Below are 19,878 nucleotides of genomic sequence, written 5' to 3'. Positions count from 1 at the left end.
TTGCTCTTGTCAACCGCATTTTGTCAATAACTTATCCGATTTTCGTTTCTCAATTTTGGAGATAAATGCTATATTGCAAAAAATCCAAAATCTGTCTATGTTAGAGCAAAATCAATATACCGAAGACAACATACGTTCGCTCGATTGGAAAGAGCACATTCGTATGCGTCCGGGTATGTATATCGGAAAATTAGGTGACGGTTCATCGCCTGATGATGGTATTTACATTCTGTTAAAGGAAGTAATGGACAACTGTATCGATGAATTCGTTATGGGTGCCGGAAAAACCATTGAAGTGACTATCAAAGATAAATTGGTAACCGTTCGCGATTATGGTCGAGGCATTCCATTAGGAAAAGTGGTTGATGTAGTTTCTAAAATGAACACAGGAGGAAAATACGATTCCAAAGCCTTTAAAAAATCCGTAGGTTTAAATGGTGTCGGAACAAAAGCTGTAAATGCACTTTCGAATTACTTCCGAGTAGAATCGGTTCGTGATAACCAACAAAAAGCAGCGGAATTCTCAGCCGGAAATTTGACACTGGAAGAAGATATTCAAGAAACTACAAAACGTAAAGGAACCAAAGTTTCTTTCGTTGCTGATGATACGATTTTCAAAAACTACAAATACCGAAACGAATACATCATCAAAATGCTCAAAAACTATTGTTATTTAAATCGCGGATTAACGATTTATTACAATGGTGAAAAATACGTTTCGGATTACGGATTAAAAGATTTATTGGAAGAGAATATTTCGGCTGAAGATATGGTATATCCTATCATTCATTTAGAAGGTGATGATATCGAAGTTGCTATTACGCACAGTAAATCACAATATTCAGAAGAATACCATTCGTTTGTCAACGGACAAAATACTACGCAAGGAGGAACGCATTTAGGCGCTTTCCGTGAGGCGATTGTAAAAACCATCAAAGAGTTTTACAACAAACCTTTTGAAGCTTCCGATATTCGTAAATCGATTGTTTCTGCGGTTTCTGTAAAAGTGGAGGAACCCGTATTCGAATCACAAACGAAAACCAAATTAGGTTCAACTGATATCGGTCCGAATGGTCCAACGGTTCGTACGTTCGTAAATGATTTTATCAAAACGAATTTAGATAACTTCTTACATAAAAATCCAGAAGTAGCCGATGCGTTACTACGTAAAATTTTACAAGCCGAACGCGAACGTAAAGAACTATCTGGAATTCGTAAATTAGCTAAAGAACGTGCTAAAAAAGCAAGTTTACACAATAAAAAATTACGTGATTGCCGTGTCCATTTAACCGATGCTAAAAATCCTAGAAGTTTAGAAAGTACGCTTTTTATTACCGAGGGAGATTCGGCTTCGGGTTCGATAACCAAAAGTCGCGATGTAAATACACAAGCAGTTTTTAGTTTACGTGGAAAGCCTTTGAACTCTTACGGAATGACGAAAAAAATCGTGTACGAAAACGAAGAATTCAACTTATTGCAAGCCGCATTAGACATTGAAGAATCGATGGAAGATTTGCGTTACAACAACATCGTAATCGCAACCGATGCCGACGTGGATGGTATGCACATTCGCTTGTTATTGATTACGTTTTTCTTGCAGTTTTTCCCAGAGTTGATTAAAGACGGCCATTTGTATATATTACAAACGCCATTATTCCGTGTGCGAAACAAAAAAGAAACGATTTACTGTTACAGTGAAGATGAACGAGTAGCTGCTATCGAAAAGCTAAAACCAAAACCAGAAATCACCCGATTCAAAGGATTAGGAGAAATTTCGCCAGATGAGTTTAAGCATTTCATAGGGCAAGACATTCGTTTAGATCCAGTCATGTTAGATAAAGCCACTACGATTGAAAATTTGTTAGAGTTCTATATGGGTAAAAATACCCCAGACCGACAAGATTTTATCATCAACAATTTGAAAGTGGAGTTGGATGTAGTGGAAAAAAATTAGTTGCCAGTATTCAGTTTTTAGTGTGCAGTAATTTTGAATTAAGAAATAATATACTGAAAATAATTCAGCATAAAAATGAAAGACGAAGAAGATAACATCATCCCAGAGGACGACAATTTAGAGAATCAAGACAATTTTTCAAACGAAGAAGGTTTTGAGGATATTCATGTGTCAACGGGACATCATTTTTACGAAAACAACGAAAATCCAGAGGATACCATTACCAAAGTTACAGGAATGTACAAGGATTGGTTCTTGGATTACGCTTCCTATGTAATTTTAGAGCGTGCCGTTCCTGCGATTGAAGACGGTTTCAAACCCGTACAACGTCGTATTATGCACTCTATGAAAGAGTTAGATGATGGTCGTTACAATAAAGTAGCGAATATCATTGGGCACACTATGCAGTATCACCCTCACGGAGATGCGAGTATTGGTGACGCTATGGTAAATATTGGACAAAAAGATTTGTTGATTGATTGTCAAGGAAACTGGGGAAATATTTTGACCGGTGACGGAGCCGCAGCACCTCGTTACATCGAAGCGCGAATTTCAAAATTTGGTCACGATGTATTGTTCTCGCCAAAAGTTACCCAATGGCAATTGAGCTATGATGGTCGTAAAAACGAACCTGTTCATTTACCAGTAAAATTCCCATTGTTGTTAGCGCAAGGTGGCGAAGGAATTGCGGTAGGTTTATCAACTAAAATTTTGCCTCACAATTTCAATGAGTTGATTGATGCGTCGATTAAAATTTTAAAAGGAAAACCTTTCACACTTTTTCCAGATTTCCCAACAGCCGGAATTGCCGATGTTTCCAATTATAATGATGGAATGCGAGGTTCTCGTGTGCGCGTAAGAGCTAAAATTGCACCTTTAGATAAAAATACTTTGGTAATTACCCAAATTCCGTTTTCAACCGATACTACAAAATTGATTGATAGTATTTTGAAAGCCAATGAAAAGGGTAAAATCAAGATCAAGAAAATTGAAGATAATACGGCTGCTGAGGTTGAAATCCTAATTCATTTACAACCCGGAACTTCACCAGATAAAATGATTGATGCGTTGTATGCATTCACCGATTGTGAACTGTCTATCGCGCCTCTAGGTTGTGTTATCGAAAATTGTAACAAGCCTTTGTTTATTGGTGTTTCTGATATTTTGAAGATTTCTACGAATCGTACCTTGAATATTTTAAAACGAGAATTAGAAATTCAATTGGACGAACTCGAAGCGAAGTGGCATTTTGCGAATTTAGAGAAGATTTTCATTCGTGAAGAAATGTACATCGACTTCAAATTGTATTCGGATAGAGATTCGCTTTACAAATACATGTACGACCGATTTGAGCCTTTCAAATCCATTCTAATTCGTGAAATTGAAGACGAAGATTTACAGCGATTGACGCAAATTCCAATGATTCGTATCACACGATTTGACTCGGATAAAGCTGATGATGCGATTGCGAAATTGGAAGCTGAAATCGAGCAAGTGAAACATCATTTAGATCATTTGATTGATTATGCGGTGGATTACTTCACCAATTTAAAAGACAAATACGGAAAAGGAAGAGAGCGTTTAACTGAATTACGAAATTTCGATAACATTCAAGCTACGAAAGTAGTATTGCGTAACCAAAAATTCTATGTGAATAGAGAAGAAGGTTTTGTAGGAATGGGCTTGAAAAAAGACGAATACGTAGGCGAATGTTCCGATATTGATGACATCATCGTTTTCTTACGCGATGGAAAAATGATGGTGACCAAAATTGATGATAAGAAGTTCATTGGAAAAGATATCATTCATGTTGCCGTATTTGATAAAAACGACAAACGTACCATTTACAACATGATGTATCGCGATGGTAAAAACGGTTCGACTTTCATCAAACGTTTCAATGTTTCTGGAGTAACTCGCGATAAATTTTATGATTTGACGCAAGAAAAACCAGGTTCTATGGTATCGTATTTTTCAGCGAATCCAAATGGAGAAGCAGAAGTGGTTACGATTTTATTACGCCAAGTTGGAAGTGTGAAGAAACTGAAATGGGATGTCGATTTTTCGGATATTGCCATCAAAGGAAGAGCTTCTCGAGGAAATACCGTAACCAAATATCCAATCAAAAAAATCGAGTTAAAAGAGAAAGGAATTTCAACTTTACGTCCGCGAAAAGTTTGGTTTGATGATACAGTGCAACGTTTGAATGTAGATGGAAGAGGCGAGTTGCTAGGCGAATTTAAACCAAACGACCGCTTATTAATCATCAACCAGTCTGGAAAAGTAAAAACCATTATTCCAGAACTTTCTACCCATTTTGAAGAAGATATGATTGTGTTGGAAAAATGGAATCCAAACAAACCGGTTTCTTGTATTTATTTCGATGGCGAAAAAGAACGTTACTTTGTAAAACGTTTCTTAATTGAAAACGAAAACAAAGAAGAAATCTTTATTTCCGAACACGAAAAATCACAATTGGAAATCGTTTCTACCGATTGGCGTCCAGTTGCTGAGGTTATTTTTGCTAAAGTGAAAGGCGTTCAAAAAGAAAACCAAGTGGTGGATTTAGAACAATTCATAGCAGTAAAAGGAATTAAAGCGTTGGGAAATCAGTTAACAACGGATAAAATTAAACAGATTAACTTATTAGATCCGCTTCCGTATGAAGAAGTGTTAGATGAGTCAGAAACTACAACTAATGAAGCTTCAGAGGAAGGAAACGATATTCAAGATTTCAACATAGAATTAGATGACGATGGACAAATAACGTTGTCTTTGGAATAAAATTTTGACCTGCAAGGTTTTTTACTTTGCAGGTTTTTTTTATTGATTTTTATCATTTTTCATTCAAAATAAAACCCTTAATTTCGCCCTAAATTAAAACACAACAACATGTCAACATTTCCATCAGACATTGAAATTGCGCAAAATGCAACGATGTCTCATATTAAAGATATTGCCAAAAAAATCAATATTTCAGAAGACGATTTAGAATTTTATGGCAAGTACAAAGCCAAATTACCACTGCGCTTACAACAAGAAAACCCAAAAGGAAAACTGATTTTAGTTTCTGCCATGTCGCCAACCAAATATGGTGAGGGAAAAACAACCATGTCGATTGGTTTAACGGACGGATTGAATTACATCGGTAAAAAAGCGATTGCGGTTTTACGTGAACCTTCACTTGGACCCGTTTTCGGCTTAAAAGGTGGCGCTGCTGGTGGAGGTTATGTGCAAGTGTTGCCAATGGAAGACATCAATTTGCATTTCACAGGTGATTTTTCTGCCATTGAAAAAGCGAATAATCTACTTTCGGCGGTGATTGATAATAATTTACAAAACACGAAATATTCTTTAAATCTTGATCCAAAATCTATCGCTTGGAAACGAGTTATGGATATGAATGATCGTTCGTTGCGTCAAATTATTATTGGAGTAGGAGCAAAAGCAAATGGTACAATGCGTGAAGACGGTTTCAATATTACACCAGCTTCGGAAGTGATGGCGATTTTATGCTTGGCGAAAGATTTAGAAGATTTGAAATTCCGATTAGGAAATATTTATGTTGGGAAAACGTTAGATGGAAAAGCCATTTTTGCTCGCGATTTGAATGTAGTAGGAGCCATGGCAACATTATTGAAAGATGCGATAAAACCGAACTTAGTACAAACCATAGACGGTAATCCAGCTATTTTACATGGTGGACCATTTGCTAGTATTGCACAAGGAACTAATACAGCTATTGCTACAAAAATGGGATTATCATTAGGCGATTACGTAGTAACAGAAGCAGGTTTTGGTGCTGATTTAGGAGCTGAAAAGTTTCTACACATCAAATGTGAACAAAGTGGTTTAAAACCAGATGCTGTGGTTTTAGTAGCAACCATTCGTGCTATTAAGCATCATGCGGGATTAGCAGCGGAAGATTTTAAAACAGAAAACGTAAGTGCCATTGAAAAAGGCTTTTGCAATTTGGAAAAACACATTGAAAACATGCAACAATTTGGATTGAATCCTGTGGTTTGCATCAATGCTTTTCCTGATGATACGCAAGCGGAATATGATATATTAAAAGAATTATGTGCTACTAAAGGAGTTACGGCTATTGTTAGTACTGCGTTTGCTCATGGTGGAAAAGGTTCGGCTGAAGTAGCGCAAAAAGTAGTTGAAGAAATTGAAAAAGAAACTGCAAATTATAAACCATTGTACCAACCTTCCGATTCTATTGAAAATAAAATCAACGTAGTTGCTAAAAATATTTATGGCGCGAATTCAGTTGAGTTTTCTCCAAAATCGAAAGCACAATTGAAAATGATTAACGATTTAGGATTTGGTCATTTTTCTATTTGTATGGCGAAAACACCAGCAAGTTTTTCAGATAATGAAAAGTTAATTGGTCGCCCTGCAAATTTTGACATTACCGTTCGTGAATTTGAAATTTCTTCAGGAGCTGGATTTGTAGTGCCATTATTAGGTGATGTAATGCGAATGCCAGGTTTACCAGCGGTTCCAAACGCAGAACGAATTGATATTGACAACGAAGGAAGAATTACGGGATTGTCTTAATTTTATAATGGAACAGTAGGAAAGTTTTGAATATTAATCCATTTTTCTTACTGTTCCTCTTTGTTTTTTTGAATCGCCTACAAATGAATATTCAAATGTATAAGAGTTTTTATCAGTAGTTAAAATCTTCATTTGAACTGCTTTCTTCTCCTCTCTGTTTTTAGGATGAATATTTTGCATTACGTATTCACAATCATTCGTCCATCTAACTTTAAACGTATCGATTTTTCCTTCAAAAGTTTCAATTTGAATGGAATCATTACGTTCAAATGTACTCGTATATTTTTTTCCTTCAATTTCGGTTTCTGAAGTGAATTTTCCGGTTTTAAAATCAGTGCAATTGCGTTCTTGATTGTAACAAGAAGTTAGTACAGTTAGTAATAGTAAACCGTAAATCGAATATTGTATTTTGAATTTCATAATTGATTTTTGTTTCGAAGCTTAGGGGTTAAACTTGTTATTGCTATTGTTTATCACCATCAAACATACTTTTTACTAAAGTATTAATGCCTTTGTAAATTAGAAACATCGCTGTTAAAGCAACTAATATTCCCAATGTTAAAACATATGGATATAAAGGATGTTTTTCATTTTTGAATGCACTGTTAATAATAATAGGGCCAAGAAATAACAATGGTAAAGCTCCAGCTAAATACTTTATTCCTTTTGCTAATATGTTTTTATCTGTTGCCATTAGAAAGTAATTCGAAATCCAACACCATTAGAATTTGTCACAAAATTCATTTCAAAATTGTCACCTAAAGTTTTATTTTGTTCTTTTAATCCTTGGTTATACAGATCAACACTTTCCTGAACTAATTTCTTTCTTCCTGATAAAATAGGGATTGAAACCACCATTAGGCCAACACCAGCATATGTAATTACTGTTGGGTATTTTACATCAGAAGTTAATCCCATAACTAAATCAGCAGCAGTTCCACCTATTCCTAATCCTAGTAAAAAACCACCAAGAGATTCTTTAGTTTTTGCTTTTTTGAATAGATGTAAGGCTTTTAAATCAGATTTCAATAAGTTTTTGGTTTCAAAAGAAGAAATTTGTTCCCCATCTTGAAATATTTTACCTTCATTGTATTCTAATTTTTGAGCAAAAGTTGTTGAAAAACCGAATATTGCTAAGATTAAAATTAACTGTTTCATATTATATTTTATTTTTATTGTTGTAAAAGTTTACGGCATTTCTAACACTTCCGTGTGTTTCTAAAAGTTTCCCAGCTTCTTCATAATTTACTGGAATCTCGTCCATAATCATTCTTGTTCCTCTATCGATCAATTTGGTGTTACTCAATTGCATATCAACCATTTTATTGCCTTTAACTCGTCCTAACTGAATCATGGTTGAAGTCGAAATCATGTTTAAAACCAATTTTTGAGCTGTTCCAGCTTTCATACGAGAACTTCCTGTAACGAATTCTGGTCCAACCACAACATCAATTGGAAATTGAGCAGTTTTGGATAGTGGACTTTCCGCGTTACAACTGATACTTCCTGTGCTGATGTTATTTTGATTGCACATTTCTAAACCGCCAATCACATAAGGCGTAGTTCCTGAAGCTGCTATTCCAACAACAACATCGTTTTTATTGATGTTCCATTGTTGTAAATCTTTCCAAGCTTGTTCCTGGTCGTCTTCAGCAAATTCAACTGCTTTTCGAATTGCACTATCGCCGCCTGCAATAATTCCAATTACCAAATCAAAAGGAACACCAAAAGTTGGTGGACATTCCGAAGCATCTACAATTCCTAAACGTCCTGAAGTTCCCGCACCAATGTAAAACAAACGACCGCCTTGTTTCATTTTCGAAACAATTTCAGTAACTAATTTTTCAATTTGGGGTAAGGCTTTTTCCACCGCTAACGGAACTGTTTTGTCTTCATTGTTGATATTCGCCAACAAATCCGTTACCGACATTTTTTCTAAATGTTCGTATTTGGATGCTTGTTCTGTTGTTTTGGTAAAATTCATGCGATTATTTTAAAACATGATGTGCCAAAACATTCTGCACATCATAGACATTGACAGATTTATTAAATTGTTTCACGATACTTGGATGAGCTTCGCTAGAAACCCAAATTTTCAATTCGGCTTCTAAGTCAAAAGTTCCTGCTGTTTCAACACTAAAGCGTGAAATACTTTTGTAAGTAATCGATTTGTATTCAATTTTACTACCTGTTATTCCTTGTTTTTCAATCAATATTAATCGCTTGTTTGTAAAAATAAAAGTGTCACGAATCAGTTTGAAACCTAATTCAATTTCTTCTCCAGTGATTAATAATTTGCCATAATCTTTTACTAAAGTTTCTTGATTTACAGCACCTGCATTTCCAAGTAAAGCAGAAAAAATTCCCATATATGATGTTTTAAATATTCTTCAAATTTAAGTAAAAACTACTTATGTTTTATGTCGATTTATGATTAATGCGAATGTCCCATTTCAATTATGTAAGCCAAAACAAAACCAAATACTATCATCGTAATTTTTGCCAAATTGAATTTGTGTCCTTCGTTACTTTCAAAAATTATGGTGGATGAAATATGGAATAAAATTCCCACCACAACTGCTGAAATTTCTTTAGCATAATGTTGGGCAAAATGCATTTGTTCGGCTAAAAAAGTTCCCATTGGAGTCATTAAAGCGAAGGTGAACATAAACGCAAAAATCATCATTTTATTCATCTTGGCATTCACAAAAAACAAAGTCAAAATAATAGCAATAGGTAAGTGATGAACCGCAATTCCGTAAGCTAAATTGTGATTGTTGTGAATAGGGAAACCTTCTAACAAGGCGTGAATGCACAAACTAATAAACAATAACCACGGAATGTGATGTAATTCGTTATGCTCGTCTGTATGCACATGAACGTGACCGTGTTCAGCTCCTTTTGAGAAAAACTCTAATAAAATTTGGAACAGAATTCCAATCATAATGAAAACCCCAACGGGTAACGTCGTATGTGCTTCTTCACCTTCGTGAACGTGGTTGTGTCCTTCGCTGAATAATTCGGGAAGTAAATGTAAAACCGTTAGCGAAAGTAAAAATGCACCACTAAACGCCAATAACAATTTGATGTTTTTCTTTTTTTGTGGTTTTAAAAGTAACGCGAATAAAAAGCCAATAATTACGGCCGAAAAGGTGATGATATATTGCATTATTTAAAAATCATAATTAAACGTTCTGATTGGTTTTTATAGAATTTTCGCAATTTATAATCGCCAAAAATATCCAAAAGATAAATGCCAGCTTCTTCCATCATTTTTTCGAAATCTTCTAATCGAAGCGCTTGCACTCTTTCGATGAAATGATAGTTTTTGCCTTCATCTTCGAATGAAATTTCTTTAAAAATATGGCCGTCTTTATAATAACGTTGGATATGAAAATCAATTCCATCAACTGTTTTTACTTCATCAGCAACTAAATTCTCAATTACATAATCCGCATTCATAAAATCTATAACAGCAAAACCAGTTTCGGTTAAACTATTGTGAATGGCTTTGATGGTTTTGTAATTGTCGGCATCATCTTCAAAATAGCCAAAACTAGTGAACAAATTGAAAATAGCATCGTATTTTTCGTTACACGTTTCACGCATATCGTGTACTTTGAAATGCAGTTTTTCGTTGGAAAATTGCGAGGCTTCTTTAATACTGTTTTCCGATAAATCAATTCCGGTAACATTAAAACCTAAGGAATTCAAATAAATCGCATGACGACCTTTTCCGCAAGCTAAATCTAAGATTCTTGCATCTTCTGGAAGGTTTAAATAATGTGTTAAATTGTCCATTAACAACTGCGCTTCCTCATCGTTACGTTCTTTATATAAGATGTGATAGTATTTAGTATCAAACCAAGATTCGAACCAGTTTGAAGAAGACGAATTGTTTGAAGTTTGTTGTATATTGTTGTTATCTGACATTTAAACGAGATTGATATCTTTGAACTTGCAAATTTAATGTATTTTTGCACAAGAATATCTTAATTATTGATATTGCAATTTATTTTTGCAATTGAACTTGAATTTGAAGAATGGAAAATTTTAAAATGACGGCTAAAACGTTCTTTGGTTTTGAAGAAATATTAGCTAAAGAATTACAACTTTTAGGTGCTCAGAAAGTAGAAATTGGAACACGTGTAGTGAGTTTTATGGGCGATAAAGGTTTTATGTATAAAGCCAATTTAGCTTTAAGAACTGCATTAAAAATATTGAAACCCATTAAAACGTTCAAAGCTTTCAATGATAAAAGCTTGTACGAAGGCATCAAAAAAATCGATTGGACAGATTATTTAAACGAGCATCAAACCTTTTTAGTTGAAACTACTTTGCATTCGGAGCATTTCAATCACAGTCAGTTTGTGGCGTTAAAAACGAAAGATGCAATAGTTGATCAATTTCGTGAATTGAATGGCAAACGTCCAAGTATCGATAAAGATTTTCCAGATTTACAAATTCATGTGCATATTGATAGAGATACCGTTACGGTTTCTTTGGATACTTCAGGAGCTTCATTGCATCATAGAGGATATCGAAGTGCTACCAACATTGCACCAATCAACGAAGTTTTAGCAGCTGGAATGTTGATTTTATCGGGTTGGGAAGGGAAGAGTCACTTTTTAGATCCCATGTGTGGTTCTGGAACTATTTTAGCGGAGGCTGCGATGATTGCTTGTAATATTCCAGCAAACATCAATCGTAAAGAATTTGCTTTTGAGAAATGGAACGATTGGGATGCCGAGTTATTTGACGATATTCTAGAATCACTATTAAAGAAAACACGTGAGTTTCATTATACGATTAGGGGATATGATAAAGCGCCAAGTGCTGTTTCAAAAGCAAAGGACAATGTTAGAAACGCCAATTTAGACGAATACATTACGATTACTAACGAAAACTTCTTTGATTCTAAAAAAGAAACCGAAGGTCCGTTGCACATGGTATTTAATCCGCCTTACGGAGAGCGTTTGGATATTGATATGGAGCGTTTTTATAGAGAAATTGGAGATACCTTAAAACAAAATTATCCCAATACGAATGCTTGGTTCATCACTGCCAATTTAGAAGCATTGAAATTCGTAGGCTTGAAGCCCAGTAGAAAAATTAAACTTTTCAATGGTAAGTTAGAAGCACGCTTGGTGAAATACGAAATGTACGAAGGAAGTAAGAAAGGTAAGTATCTGAATACTGAAGAGTAAGTGTTCAGTGTTCAGTTTTTAGTATTCAGAAATTAGATCAACAATTAAACAATACATACAATGAGCAAAAAAGTAAAAGCATTTTTATTTAACTTCTTAGGGTTTGTGGTGATTTATATGCCAACACTTTATTTAGTAAATATCTTTTCTCGTTTAAACGGAATATGGATTCCGTTGACCGCATTTATGGTTGCATTATTATTAGCGCCAAAGTTTCAAGCTATAAAAACTCACGATGGAGAAAAAATCTATATGAAGTGGTTATTTATAAAAGGGGTGAAAGAAATAAAATAAGGAAATCCTGAGCTTTGCTCAGGATTTTTGTTTTTGCTAGATATGTTTTCATAGTAATTTATTTTCTTGTTTTCTTTTTTGATTGAAATGGAGTAACGTCTTTTACGGTATTTTCTCTATTTTCGTCATCATTTATGATTTGTTCTTTGATTGTTGAAAAATCTATTAATTTAAGATCTATTTTTCTAACCTGTCTATTCCACATGGTATGATAGTAATATACTTTTTCTTTTAAGTCACACGATGAAGTGATTTGAGTTGCGCTAACAATATCTGAGGGTGTTTTTTCTGATGGCATTTGAGCGCCTAGAGGAATGTTAAAGTTATCAAGTATTCTGAAAGATTCAAATACAGCATCAATTGAGGTGCTTAATGGTCGACATGAAGCAGTAAAAGCAGCTGCTCTAACAAATCTTGACGGGGGAGTAAAATCACCAGGCAACCCTATTAATCCTGAACCTCCACCTAACGGATTTAATTCGTAGTTACCAAAAACTTTTTGTTGATTGGGTGAATTTGAAAGGTTTAAATAATTTCTTTGGTTAATTAAATGCCAATCGTAAGTTGGTGAATTCGTAATAACACCTAAATAAGGATCGTAAATTTTAACTTCACCTTTATTTACAATTTCGATTATTTTGCTGTTTCCACTTGGATCAACAATTTTAAAATGAAAAGGCAACGCTGCACCTCCAAAATCTTTATTTTCAACATTTACCACAATAACTTCGTTAAGGTGTTTTATAGCTTCATCTACAGTATTAAATGAAGAGAGCATCCATTGCATTAAATCACCCACACTCATAGATTTGGATGCTTTTGTTTTGTCGTAAACTGCATATTCTGCAAAGCCGGGTAAATAATATACACCAACATATAAACCTTCTTCGTTTATTCCATCTGGACCATAAGGTTGTCCGTAAGCAGTTAGAGTAACAAAACCATATTTGCCTTTCCAGTTTTTACCGTTTGTTCCTTCGGGTGTTTGTGCTTTAAATTCTTTATTTCTAGGGACTATTAATAATTGATTGTGTTGTGCATCATTTAAAGCCCATTCCACAGTTCGTGCAACAACTACACCACCATCTTTAGAAAGTAATGTAATACCTGTGCAAGCATAAATAGGTGAAGAAATTAAAGAAACAACAACAATAGCAATAATACTATTTCTAAATAAATAATTTATTTTCATTTGGTTTTAATTGTGTTTATTTCGAAAAATACTTATTTTAACCAAATATAGCATTTTATTTAGGAATTACATTTTGATTTTAACAGATTTAATGTTTGTTTGTTGACTTTTGTTTGAATTTATTGATGGTTAAATTTCTTTGCTTATGGTTAAAGCTCATCGATTTGAGATTTTGTGTTCATAAAAAAAGCGTTACTTTCGTAACACTTCCTTTATTATTTTTTCTCTTCTGATTTTTTGTTTTTCTTGTAAATTGGGATAAAATAACTTAGTGTGTAGTTAAATCCTGCACCAAACTTTCCATCATACGTTCGGTTGTAACCTGGTATGAAAAGATTATCAAATCCTTCAGGTCTTTTGTTGGATACCAAATAATTCAATCGTACTGAAAATCCTAAGTAGAGGTTATTGAATAATTCGGCTTTGATTCCACCTACTACTTCTAACCAACTGGCATTCAATCCACTAAATTTTTCGCCAGATATTACAATATTTTCTCCGTAATAATTGGTTGGGTCATAAATTTTGTAACTATTCAATGTATGATTAAAACTGCTAACACCATATCGCATACCAATATAAATCATATTTTCCATATCAAGCCAATTCTCAAAAGAGTTATAATCAAAACCTACTTTAAAATAGGTGCCTTTTGTAGTGAAATTCAATCGGTCGTCATCAATAGTTTTGTCTTCGTTTCCAAGTTCTCCCGCAAGATAAAAACGCTTGGTTAAACGATAGTCTCCTACAATTTCAAAACCGCGATAGTCTTCTTCATAAAAGGAACGTGCAATTTTATGTAAATCGGCTCCCAAGCGTAAACCATAACGCTCAGGAAATAAAACCTTTGTAGTGTCTTTAGATTGTGCATTACCTAAAAATGAAACGCATAATAAGCCAATACTAAAAATATATTTTAACATGTATTTCATTTTCGTTTTCAATATTAGGTTGAGAGATTACAATGTTTTGAATCCAATTGTTAGTATCAGTTGTTAAAACTGTTCCATCTGTAGTGTTTAGTTGAAATGTCATTTTATAACCGCATGCACGAGAAATATAAACCTCTTGAGTGGCGTAATTAAAAGTGATTTCGTCAAGATTGTCATTGGTAATATCAGAATCGTCACCATTAGCCGTAAAATGTAATATCGTTTGGATATCATTTGTTCTCAATGGGACCTGAATTTTACTAACACCATTAAAAGCAAATCCCTCTGTTTGAACAGATTCTGTAACTTTTAAATTTGTGACATTCTTTAAAACAGTTGGATTAGCATCATCGTAAAACTCAATAATGACTCTAGGTGTGGTGGGAGTTCCTTCTGCACAAATATCATCTTTTTCGCAGTTCCAAAACGAAACGGCTAAAAGCAAGGATAGGGTTATAAAAACAATTTTTTTCATAATTTATCTTTTTTCTAAAAGAACAACGTTTTCCACGTGATGTGTTTGCGGAAACATATCCACAGGGCGCACACGAACAACCTTGTATTTTTCGTCCATTAAAGCCAAATCACGAGCTTGAGTGGCCGAATTACAACTTACATACACAATTTTAGGTACATCCGTTTTCAATAACATTTCTACCACATCTTTATGCATTCCGTCTCTCGGTGGATCAGTAATGATAACATCAGGTTGACCGTGTTGGTTGATGAATTCGTCGTTGAAAACGTTTTTCATATCCCCAACATAAAACTCACAATTCGTAATGTTATTGCGTTCCGCATTTGCTTTTGCATCTATAATGGCTTCAGGTACGGCTTCAACACCAATTACTTTTTTAGCTTTTTTAGAAACGAACTGTGCAATTGTTCCAGTTCCTGTATATAAATCATAAACAGTTTCATTTCCTGTTAAACCTGCAAATTCTCTAGTGATTTTATACAATTCATACGCTTGATCTGAATTGGTTTGATAGAACGATTTTGCATTAATACTAAAATGTAACCCTTCCATTTCTTCCAAAATATAATCGCGACCTTTGAATAAAATAATATCTTGGTCATACAAAGTATCATTCAATTTCTGATTGATAACATATTGTAAGGATGTAATTTGGGGAAAACGCTCCGCCAAGAAATTCATCATCAACTCGATTCCGTTTTTATCATTTTCAAAAAACTGAATCAATACCATGATTTCTCCTGTTGAAGCGGTACGAATCATTAAGGTTCTAAGTAAACCTTCAGTCGCTCTTGCGTTGAAGAATGTTAAACCATTTTCGTTTGCAAAACGTTTGATTTCGTTACGAATTTCGTTTGATGGATCTTCTTGTAAATGACATTTTTCAATATCTAAAATCTTATCCCACATTCTTGGAATATGAAATCCTAATGCATTTTTATTGTCAAATTCAGTTCCCGATTGAATTTCTGCATCGGTCATCCAACGCGCATTCGAGAAGCCAAATTCCATTTTATTTCTGTAAAACAATTGTTTTTCCGAACCTAAAATGGGTTCAAATTCTGGCAACTCAATTTTACCAATACGCTTTAAATTATTGTAGACTTCCTGATTTTTATAGAGCAATTGTTGGCTGTACTTCATGTTTTGCCATTTGCAACCGCCACAAGCCCCAAAATGCTCGCAAACGGGGTCGATTCTATGTTCTGAAAATTCATGGATTTTTATAGCTTTACCTTCGTAGTAGGCTTTTCTTTTCTTCATGGTTTGCACATCTACTACATCGCCTGGTACTACATTTGGAATAAATATTACTTTGCCATCAGGAGCTTTTGCTACCGATACACCTTTTGCACCTGCATCAAGGATTTTTACGTTTTCGAATACGATTTTTTCTGTTCTCTTTTTTCCCATGAGGCAAAAATAAGAATTGTTAGGTGTATTTGTTAGGATTTTTTACTTTTATACCAAATTATTACTATGAAAACCCATTTAGCTTTACTTCGAGGAATTAATGTTTCCGGTCACAACATGATTAAAATGGACGTTTTGAAAACGCTTTTAGAAAATGCAGGATTTCAAAATGTTCGCACTTACATTCAATCGGGAAATGTTTTTGTGGATTCGGAAGAGGAGCATGGTGCAAGTGTTGGATTTAAAATCAAGCAAGAAATTTTCAAAGAATTAGGGTTAGAAGTTCCAGTCGTTGTTATCGGAAAAGAAGACTTGGAAGCGTGTCTAAATAACAATCCATATCTCAATGAAAAAGAGTGTGATAGCAAGAAATTATACGTGGCATTTTTATCGAAAGAATTACAAGGCAGCGCCATTAATGATTTAAAAATCAGTCAATTCAAACCTGACGAAGCTGCTATTGATAAAAATAAAATCTTCATTAAATATGCTGTTGGAGCAGGAAAAACCAGATTAGATCAAAAGTATATCGAGAAGAAACTCAATCTTACAGCTACCATTAGAAATTGGAATACCGTTACAACTTTATTGGATATGTTTGACTAAGAGTAGGGAGTTTATTTCTTCCGACATTCAACTTCTATCTTCCAACAAAATTTACTACTTTTGCAAACGGTTGATTTCTCACCAAAAAGAAGGAATTGCGATGTAACGATCAATAACAAAATTTTATGTCAGTTTTAGAAAAAATGAGTTCAGCTGAAGCAATTGCATTAGAAGACAAACACGGTGCACACAATTATCATCCACTTCCAGTAGTTTTAAGTAAAGGAGAAGGAGTTTATGTTTGGGATGTAGAAGGAAAGAAATATTATGATTTTCTTTCGGCTTATTCTGCTGTAAATCAAGGTCATTGTCATCCAAAAATTGTAGGTGCAATGGTTGAACAAGCACAAACCTTAACGTTAACATCAAGAGCGTTTTACAACGATAAATTAGGTGTTTACGAACAGTTTGTAACCAATTATTTCGGATTTGATAAAGTATTACCAATGAACACAGGAGCAGAAGCAGTGGAAACCGCTTTAAAATTGTGTAGAAAATGGGCTTACGAGAAAAAAGGAATCAACGAAAATGATGCACAAATTATTGTTTGTGATGGTAACTTCCACGGAAGAACTACTACCATTATTTCATTCTCAAATGATGAAAATGCTAGAAAAAACTTCGGACCTTATACAGCAGGATTTATAAGCATTCCTTATGATGATGTTGAAGCTTTAGAAAGAGCAGTAAATTCATCAAAAAATATTGCAGGTTTCTTAGTTGAGCCAATTCAAGGTGAAGCCGGAGTTTATACACCATCTGAAGATTTTATCAAAAAAGCAAAAGCCATTTGTGAAGCCAATAATGTATTGTTCATTGCTGACGAAGTTCAAACTGGTATTGCTAGAACCGGTTCTTTATTAGCGGTTTGTGGTAATTGCTCTTGTGAAGCAAAATGTGAAAAACAAACAACTTATACCCAACCTGATATTTTAATCTTAGGAAAAGCATTATCAGGTGGTGCTTATCCAGTTTCTGCAGTATTGGCAAATGATAACATTATGAATGTGATTAAGCCAGGACAACACGGTTCAACTTTTGGAGGAAACCCTGTTGCAGCTGCGGTTGCTATGGCGGCTTTAGAAGTAGTGTCTGAAGAACACTTAGCTCAAAATGCTAGAAAACTTGGAAAAATCTTCCGTGAAGAAATAGGTAAATTTATCGAAACTTCAAATATTGCAACTTTAGTAAGAGGAAAAGGATTATTAAACGCCGTTGTAATTAACGATACAGAAGAAAGCGACACCGCTTGGAATATTTGTGTGCGTTTAGCTGAAAACGGTTTATTAGCCAAACCAACTCACGGAAATATCATTCGTTTTGCTCCTCCATTAGTTATGAATGAAGAGCAATTGAGAGATTGTGTAGCGATTATTATTAATACTTTAAAAGAGTTTGAAAAGTAATATGGAACAAAATTTAGAATTAAATCAACTTGCTAAAGAAGCTTTAAGAGAAGGTTCAAAGTGGACATTCTTTTTATCAATTGTAGGATTTATTGGAGTAGGGTTAATGCTAATAGCAGCTGTTATTATAACTGTTTCATTATCAGATTTACCAGATGATGTATCAGGTTTAGGGCCATTTGGTTTTATGAAAAATTTCCTATCATTATTTTACTTTTTAATGGCAGGTCTTTATTTCATTCCTGTTTACTATTTGTTTAAATATTCAACAAATATGAAAACTGCACTACAGTTTGGAGATAGTAATTTAGTGGCGGAAGCTTTTGTAAATTTGAAATCACACCACAAATTTCTTGGGATTTCTGTTATAGTAATTTTATCTTTATATCTGTTGATTTTAATAGGTGGTATATTTGCTATTGCAGCTACAGCTGCATTTAGATAAAAAAAAATCCCGATTTTTAATTAAAAATCGGGATTTTTTTTGATAATGTCTTGTCCTGAAAAAAGTTGACTAAAAATCACATAATATGTCAACAAAAAAGAAAATTTCAAAAATTCCAACTGTCCCACAAATTTACAGCGAAGCATTTAAACGTCAAGTTGTAAGTGAATTTGAGAGGGGTTTATTTACAAAAGCAGAGCTTCGAAGACGTTACAATATTTTAGGTAGTAGTTGTATACCAAGATGGTTAAAAAAATATGGTAAATTTACCTATGAAGATAAATTAACTATTGGTCGTCCTATGAAAGATCCTCAACAACAGCGTATAAAAGAGCTAGAAGCTCAATTAGCGAAAAAAGAAGAAGAATTAAAAGTATTTAAACGATTTATTGAAATAGCTGAACGTGAACTTAAAATTGATATTGTAAAAAAGTCTGGTTCCAAGCAGTCGAAGAAATAAATATAAATAGTTCATTGACTATTTATGAGTTATGCGAACTGTTTGGATACACAAAACAAGCATTTTACAAGCGAAAGTCAAAGGTAAAAACACCTAAATACAACTCAGAATTATTACGAAGTTTGGTAGTTACTATTCGTAAGCAATTACCCCGAACAGGTGGTAAAAAACTTCATGTAATGTTACAAGATGAATTTATAAAACACCATATATCAATTGGTCGGGATAATTTTTTAGATTTTTTAAAAGCAGAATATTTACAAGTTCCTAAAGCTCGAAGATATTACAAAACAACAAATTCAAGACATTGGATGAAACGCTATCCAAATTTAATTAGCAATTTAGTACTTAACAGACCTGAGCAGGTTTGGGTTGCTGATATAACATATTTACGAACAAAAGAGAAAACATATTATTTGCATTTACTCACTGATGCGTGTTCCAAGAAAATTGTAGGATATCAATTGTCAGATAATTTAATGAGCTCAACTACTGTAAAAGCTTTAGAAATGGCTTTGATTAAGAGGAAAACAAAAAATCAACTCATTCACCATTCTGATAGAGGTTTACAATACTGTAGTAAAGAGTATACCGAATTGTTAAAGAAAAACAATATTTTAATTAGTATGACGCAAGAATACGACCCATATGAAAATGCAGTGGCAGAAAGAGTAAATGGAATTTTAAAAGAAGAATTTGGTTTACATGAAATATTTGAAAACTATCAAAATTTAAACAAACAAGTTACACAGGCCATAACTTTATACAACAATTTTAGAATACATATGTCAATTAATATGATAACTCCAAACCAAGCACATCAACAAAAAATAATACATTTAAAACAATGGAAAAAAATAAATCGTAACAGAATTAATTCTGTTACGATTTAACTATATTTGGATTATTAACGAGTCAACCTTTT

20 protein-coding genes are annotated in these 19,878 nt (G+C 33.8%); 9 read left to right on the top strand and 11 right to left on the bottom strand.

The features are described 5' to 3' along the window. Positions 1 to 97: 97 nt before the first annotated feature. From LOS86_RS09910 to LOS86_RS09900, 3 genes are all read left to right on the top strand, one after another. Positions 98 to 1,954, top strand: coding sequence for a DNA topoisomerase IV subunit B (locus tag LOS86_RS09910; protein WP_231841948.1), 1,857 nt, complete (start codon positions 98 to 100; stop codon positions 1,952 to 1,954). 75 nt (positions 1,955 to 2,029) lie between these two features. Beyond that, positions 2,030 to 4,738 (top strand): DNA gyrase/topoisomerase IV subunit A, encoded by a 2,709-nt coding sequence (locus tag LOS86_RS09905; protein ID WP_231841947.1) that lies wholly within the window; start codon positions 2,030 to 2,032, stop codon positions 4,736 to 4,738. 108 nt (positions 4,739 to 4,846) lie between these two features. Then, positions 4,847 to 6,520, top strand: a complete 1,674-nt coding sequence (locus LOS86_RS09900) for a formate--tetrahydrofolate ligase (protein WP_231841946.1) — start codon at positions 4,847 to 4,849, stop codon at positions 6,518 to 6,520. A 33-nt stretch (positions 6,521 to 6,553) separates the two neighbouring features. Here the strand turns inward: LOS86_RS09900 and LOS86_RS09895 are convergent, their stop codons facing one another. From LOS86_RS09895 to LOS86_RS09865, 7 genes are all read right to left on the bottom strand, one after another. Continuing rightward, positions 6,554 to 6,940, bottom strand: coding sequence for a DNA topoisomerase IV (locus tag LOS86_RS09895; RefSeq protein ID WP_231841945.1), 387 nt, complete (start codon positions 6,938 to 6,940; stop codon positions 6,554 to 6,556). A gap of 43 nt (positions 6,941 to 6,983) precedes the next feature. Beyond that, positions 6,984 to 7,214, bottom strand: coding sequence for a DUF6095 family protein (locus LOS86_RS09890; protein WP_231841944.1), 231 nt, complete (start codon positions 7,212 to 7,214; stop codon positions 6,984 to 6,986). Then, positions 7,214 to 7,678, bottom strand: a complete 465-nt coding sequence (locus LOS86_RS09885) for a hypothetical protein (protein WP_231841943.1) — start codon at positions 7,676 to 7,678, stop codon at positions 7,214 to 7,216. The genes LOS86_RS09890 and LOS86_RS09885 overlap by 1 nt, the downstream gene beginning before the upstream one ends. A 1-nt stretch (position 7,679) precedes the next feature. Further along, positions 7,680 to 8,504 (bottom strand): N-acetylmuramic acid 6-phosphate etherase, encoded by an 825-nt coding sequence (murQ, locus tag LOS86_RS09880; RefSeq protein WP_231841942.1) that lies wholly within the window; start codon positions 8,502 to 8,504, stop codon positions 7,680 to 7,682. A gap of 4 nt (positions 8,505 to 8,508) precedes the next feature. After that, the gene (locus LOS86_RS09875; protein WP_231841941.1) at positions 8,509 to 8,889 is read right to left on the bottom strand and encodes a PH domain-containing protein; all 381 of its coding nucleotides are present in this window, start codon (positions 8,887 to 8,889) and stop codon (positions 8,509 to 8,511) included. 65 nt (positions 8,890 to 8,954) lie between these two features. Then, positions 8,955 to 9,689, bottom strand: a complete 735-nt coding sequence (locus tag LOS86_RS09870; protein WP_231841940.1) for a ZIP family metal transporter — start codon at positions 9,687 to 9,689, stop codon at positions 8,955 to 8,957. Further along, positions 9,689 to 10,453: an SAM-dependent methyltransferase gene (locus tag LOS86_RS09865; protein ID WP_231841939.1), complete on the bottom strand. Its 765-nt coding sequence runs from the start codon at positions 10,451 to 10,453 to the stop codon at positions 9,689 to 9,691. Before LOS86_RS09865 ends, LOS86_RS09870 begins: the two co-directional genes overlap by 1 nt. 110 nt (positions 10,454 to 10,563) lie before the next feature. Between LOS86_RS09865 and LOS86_RS09860 the strand changes: the two genes are divergently transcribed. Both LOS86_RS09860 and LOS86_RS09855 read left to right on the top strand, forming a co-directional pair. Continuing rightward, positions 10,564 to 11,727 carry a THUMP domain-containing class I SAM-dependent RNA methyltransferase gene (locus LOS86_RS09860; RefSeq protein WP_231841938.1) on the top strand — a complete coding sequence of 388 codons (1,164 nt, stop codon included), beginning with the start codon at positions 10,564 to 10,566 and terminating at the stop codon, positions 11,725 to 11,727. Positions 11,728 to 11,787: 60 nt separating this feature from the next. After that, positions 11,788 to 12,021 carry a hypothetical protein gene (locus LOS86_RS09855; RefSeq protein WP_231841937.1) on the top strand — a complete coding sequence of 78 codons (234 nt, stop codon included), beginning with the start codon at positions 11,788 to 11,790 and terminating at the stop codon, positions 12,019 to 12,021. Positions 12,022 to 12,079: 58 nt separating this feature from the next. Here LOS86_RS09855 and LOS86_RS09850 read toward each other — a convergent pair whose 3' ends face one another. The 4 genes from LOS86_RS09850 to rlmD all read right to left on the bottom strand — a co-directional run bounded on the left by LOS86_RS09850 (position 12,080) and on the right by rlmD (position 16,036). Further along, a complete protein-coding gene (locus tag LOS86_RS09850; RefSeq protein WP_231841936.1) occupies positions 12,080 to 13,213 on the bottom strand; it encodes a linear amide C-N hydrolase in 1,134 nt (377 codons plus the stop codon). Between the two features lie 215 nt (positions 13,214 to 13,428). Next, entirely contained in the window at positions 13,429 to 14,136 is a 708-nt protein-coding gene (locus LOS86_RS09845; RefSeq protein WP_231841935.1) for a DUF6048 family protein, read from the bottom strand. Then, the gene (locus LOS86_RS09840) at positions 14,117 to 14,620 is read right to left on the bottom strand and encodes a DUF6452 family protein (protein ID WP_231841934.1); all 504 of its coding nucleotides are present in this window, start codon (positions 14,618 to 14,620) and stop codon (positions 14,117 to 14,119) included. Before LOS86_RS09840 ends, LOS86_RS09845 begins: the two co-directional genes overlap by 20 nt. Positions 14,621 to 14,623: 3 nt before the next feature. Continuing rightward, positions 14,624 to 16,036, bottom strand: coding sequence for a 23S rRNA (uracil(1939)-C(5))-methyltransferase RlmD (gene rlmD / locus LOS86_RS09835; protein ID WP_231841933.1), 1,413 nt, complete (start codon positions 16,034 to 16,036; stop codon positions 14,624 to 14,626). Between the two features lie 66 nt (positions 16,037 to 16,102). On the opposite strand from rlmD, the gene LOS86_RS09830 reads away from it, so the two are divergent. From LOS86_RS09830 to LOS86_RS09815, 4 genes are all read left to right on the top strand, one after another. Next, a complete protein-coding gene (locus LOS86_RS09830; protein WP_231841932.1) occupies positions 16,103 to 16,642 on the top strand; it encodes a DUF1697 domain-containing protein in 540 nt (179 codons plus the stop codon). 125 nt (positions 16,643 to 16,767) lie between these two features. Beyond that, entirely contained in the window at positions 16,768 to 18,048 is a 1,281-nt protein-coding gene (rocD, locus tag LOS86_RS09825; RefSeq protein WP_231841931.1) for an ornithine--oxo-acid transaminase, read from the top strand. 1 nt (position 18,049) lies between these two features. Next, positions 18,050 to 18,493, top strand: a complete 444-nt coding sequence (locus LOS86_RS09820) for a hypothetical protein (RefSeq protein ID WP_231841930.1) — start codon at positions 18,050 to 18,052, stop codon at positions 18,491 to 18,493. A gap of 85 nt (positions 18,494 to 18,578) precedes the next feature. Continuing rightward, positions 18,579 to 19,846 (top strand): IS3 family transposase gene (locus LOS86_RS09815; protein ID WP_231841609.1). Its coding sequence is split into 2 segments (ribosomal slippage): positions 18,579 to 18,918 and positions 18,918 to 19,846, totalling 1,269 coding nucleotides; the frame shifts between segments, so codons are not numbered across the junction. The last annotated feature ends 32 nt before the right edge of the window (positions 19,847 to 19,878 follow it).

This window comes from Flavobacterium cyclinae, from assembly GCF_021172145.1.
Lineage (GTDB): Bacteria > Bacteroidota > Bacteroidia > Flavobacteriales > Flavobacteriaceae > Flavobacterium > Flavobacterium cyclinae.
Note: the sequence above shows the minus strand (reverse complement) of the source record. Positions and strands in the feature narration are given on the sequence as shown.

Bases quoted from the DNA above. Each gene is read 5' to 3' on its own strand.
- LOS86_RS09830 (WP_231841932.1), top strand. From the start codon at position 16,103: ATGAAAACCCATTTAGCTTTACTTCGAGGAATTAATGTTTCCGGTCAC.
- LOS86_RS09820 (WP_231841930.1), top strand. From the start codon at position 18,050: ATGGAACAAAATTTAGAATTAAATCAACTTGCTAAAGAAGCTTTAAGA.
- murQ (WP_231841942.1), bottom strand. From the start codon at position 8,504: ATGAATTTTACCAAAACAACAGAACAAGCATCCAAATACGAACATTTA.
- LOS86_RS09900 (WP_231841946.1), top strand. From the start codon at position 4,847: ATGTCAACATTTCCATCAGACATTGAAATTGCGCAAAATGCAACGATG.
- LOS86_RS09860 (WP_231841938.1), top strand. From the start codon at position 10,564: ATGGAAAATTTTAAAATGACGGCTAAAACGTTCTTTGGTTTTGAAGAA.
- LOS86_RS09855 (WP_231841937.1), top strand. From the start codon at position 11,788: ATGAGCAAAAAAGTAAAAGCATTTTTATTTAACTTCTTAGGGTTTGTG.
- rlmD (WP_231841933.1), bottom strand. From the start codon at position 16,036: ATGGGAAAAAAGAGAACAGAAAAAATCGTATTCGAAAACGTAAAAATC.
- LOS86_RS09890 (WP_231841944.1), bottom strand. From the start codon at position 7,214: ATGGCAACAGATAAAAACATATTAGCAAAAGGAATAAAGTATTTAGCT.
- LOS86_RS09895 (WP_231841945.1), bottom strand. From the start codon at position 6,940: ATGAAATTCAAAATACAATATTCGATTTACGGTTTACTATTACTAACT.
- LOS86_RS09840 (WP_231841934.1), bottom strand. From the start codon at position 14,620: ATGAAAAAAATTGTTTTTATAACCCTATCCTTGCTTTTAGCCGTTTCG.
- rocD (WP_231841931.1), top strand. From the start codon at position 16,768: ATGTCAGTTTTAGAAAAAATGAGTTCAGCTGAAGCAATTGCATTAGAA.
- LOS86_RS09850 (WP_231841936.1), bottom strand. From the start codon at position 13,213: ATGAAAATAAATTATTTATTTAGAAATAGTATTATTGCTATTGTTGTT.
- LOS86_RS09885 (WP_231841943.1), bottom strand. From the start codon at position 7,678: ATGAAACAGTTAATTTTAATCTTAGCAATATTCGGTTTTTCAACAACT.
- LOS86_RS09910 (WP_231841948.1), top strand. From the start codon at position 98: ATGTTAGAGCAAAATCAATATACCGAAGACAACATACGTTCGCTCGAT.
- LOS86_RS09845 (WP_231841935.1), bottom strand. From the start codon at position 14,136: ATGTTAAAATATATTTTTAGTATTGGCTTATTATGCGTTTCATTTTTA.
- LOS86_RS09875 (WP_231841941.1), bottom strand. From the start codon at position 8,889: ATGGGAATTTTTTCTGCTTTACTTGGAAATGCAGGTGCTGTAAATCAA.
- LOS86_RS09905 (WP_231841947.1), top strand. From the start codon at position 2,030: ATGAAAGACGAAGAAGATAACATCATCCCAGAGGACGACAATTTAGAG.
- LOS86_RS09865 (WP_231841939.1), bottom strand. From the start codon at position 10,453: ATGTCAGATAACAACAATATACAACAAACTTCAAACAATTCGTCTTCT.
- LOS86_RS09870 (WP_231841940.1), bottom strand. From the start codon at position 9,689: ATGCAATATATCATCACCTTTTCGGCCGTAATTATTGGCTTTTTATTC.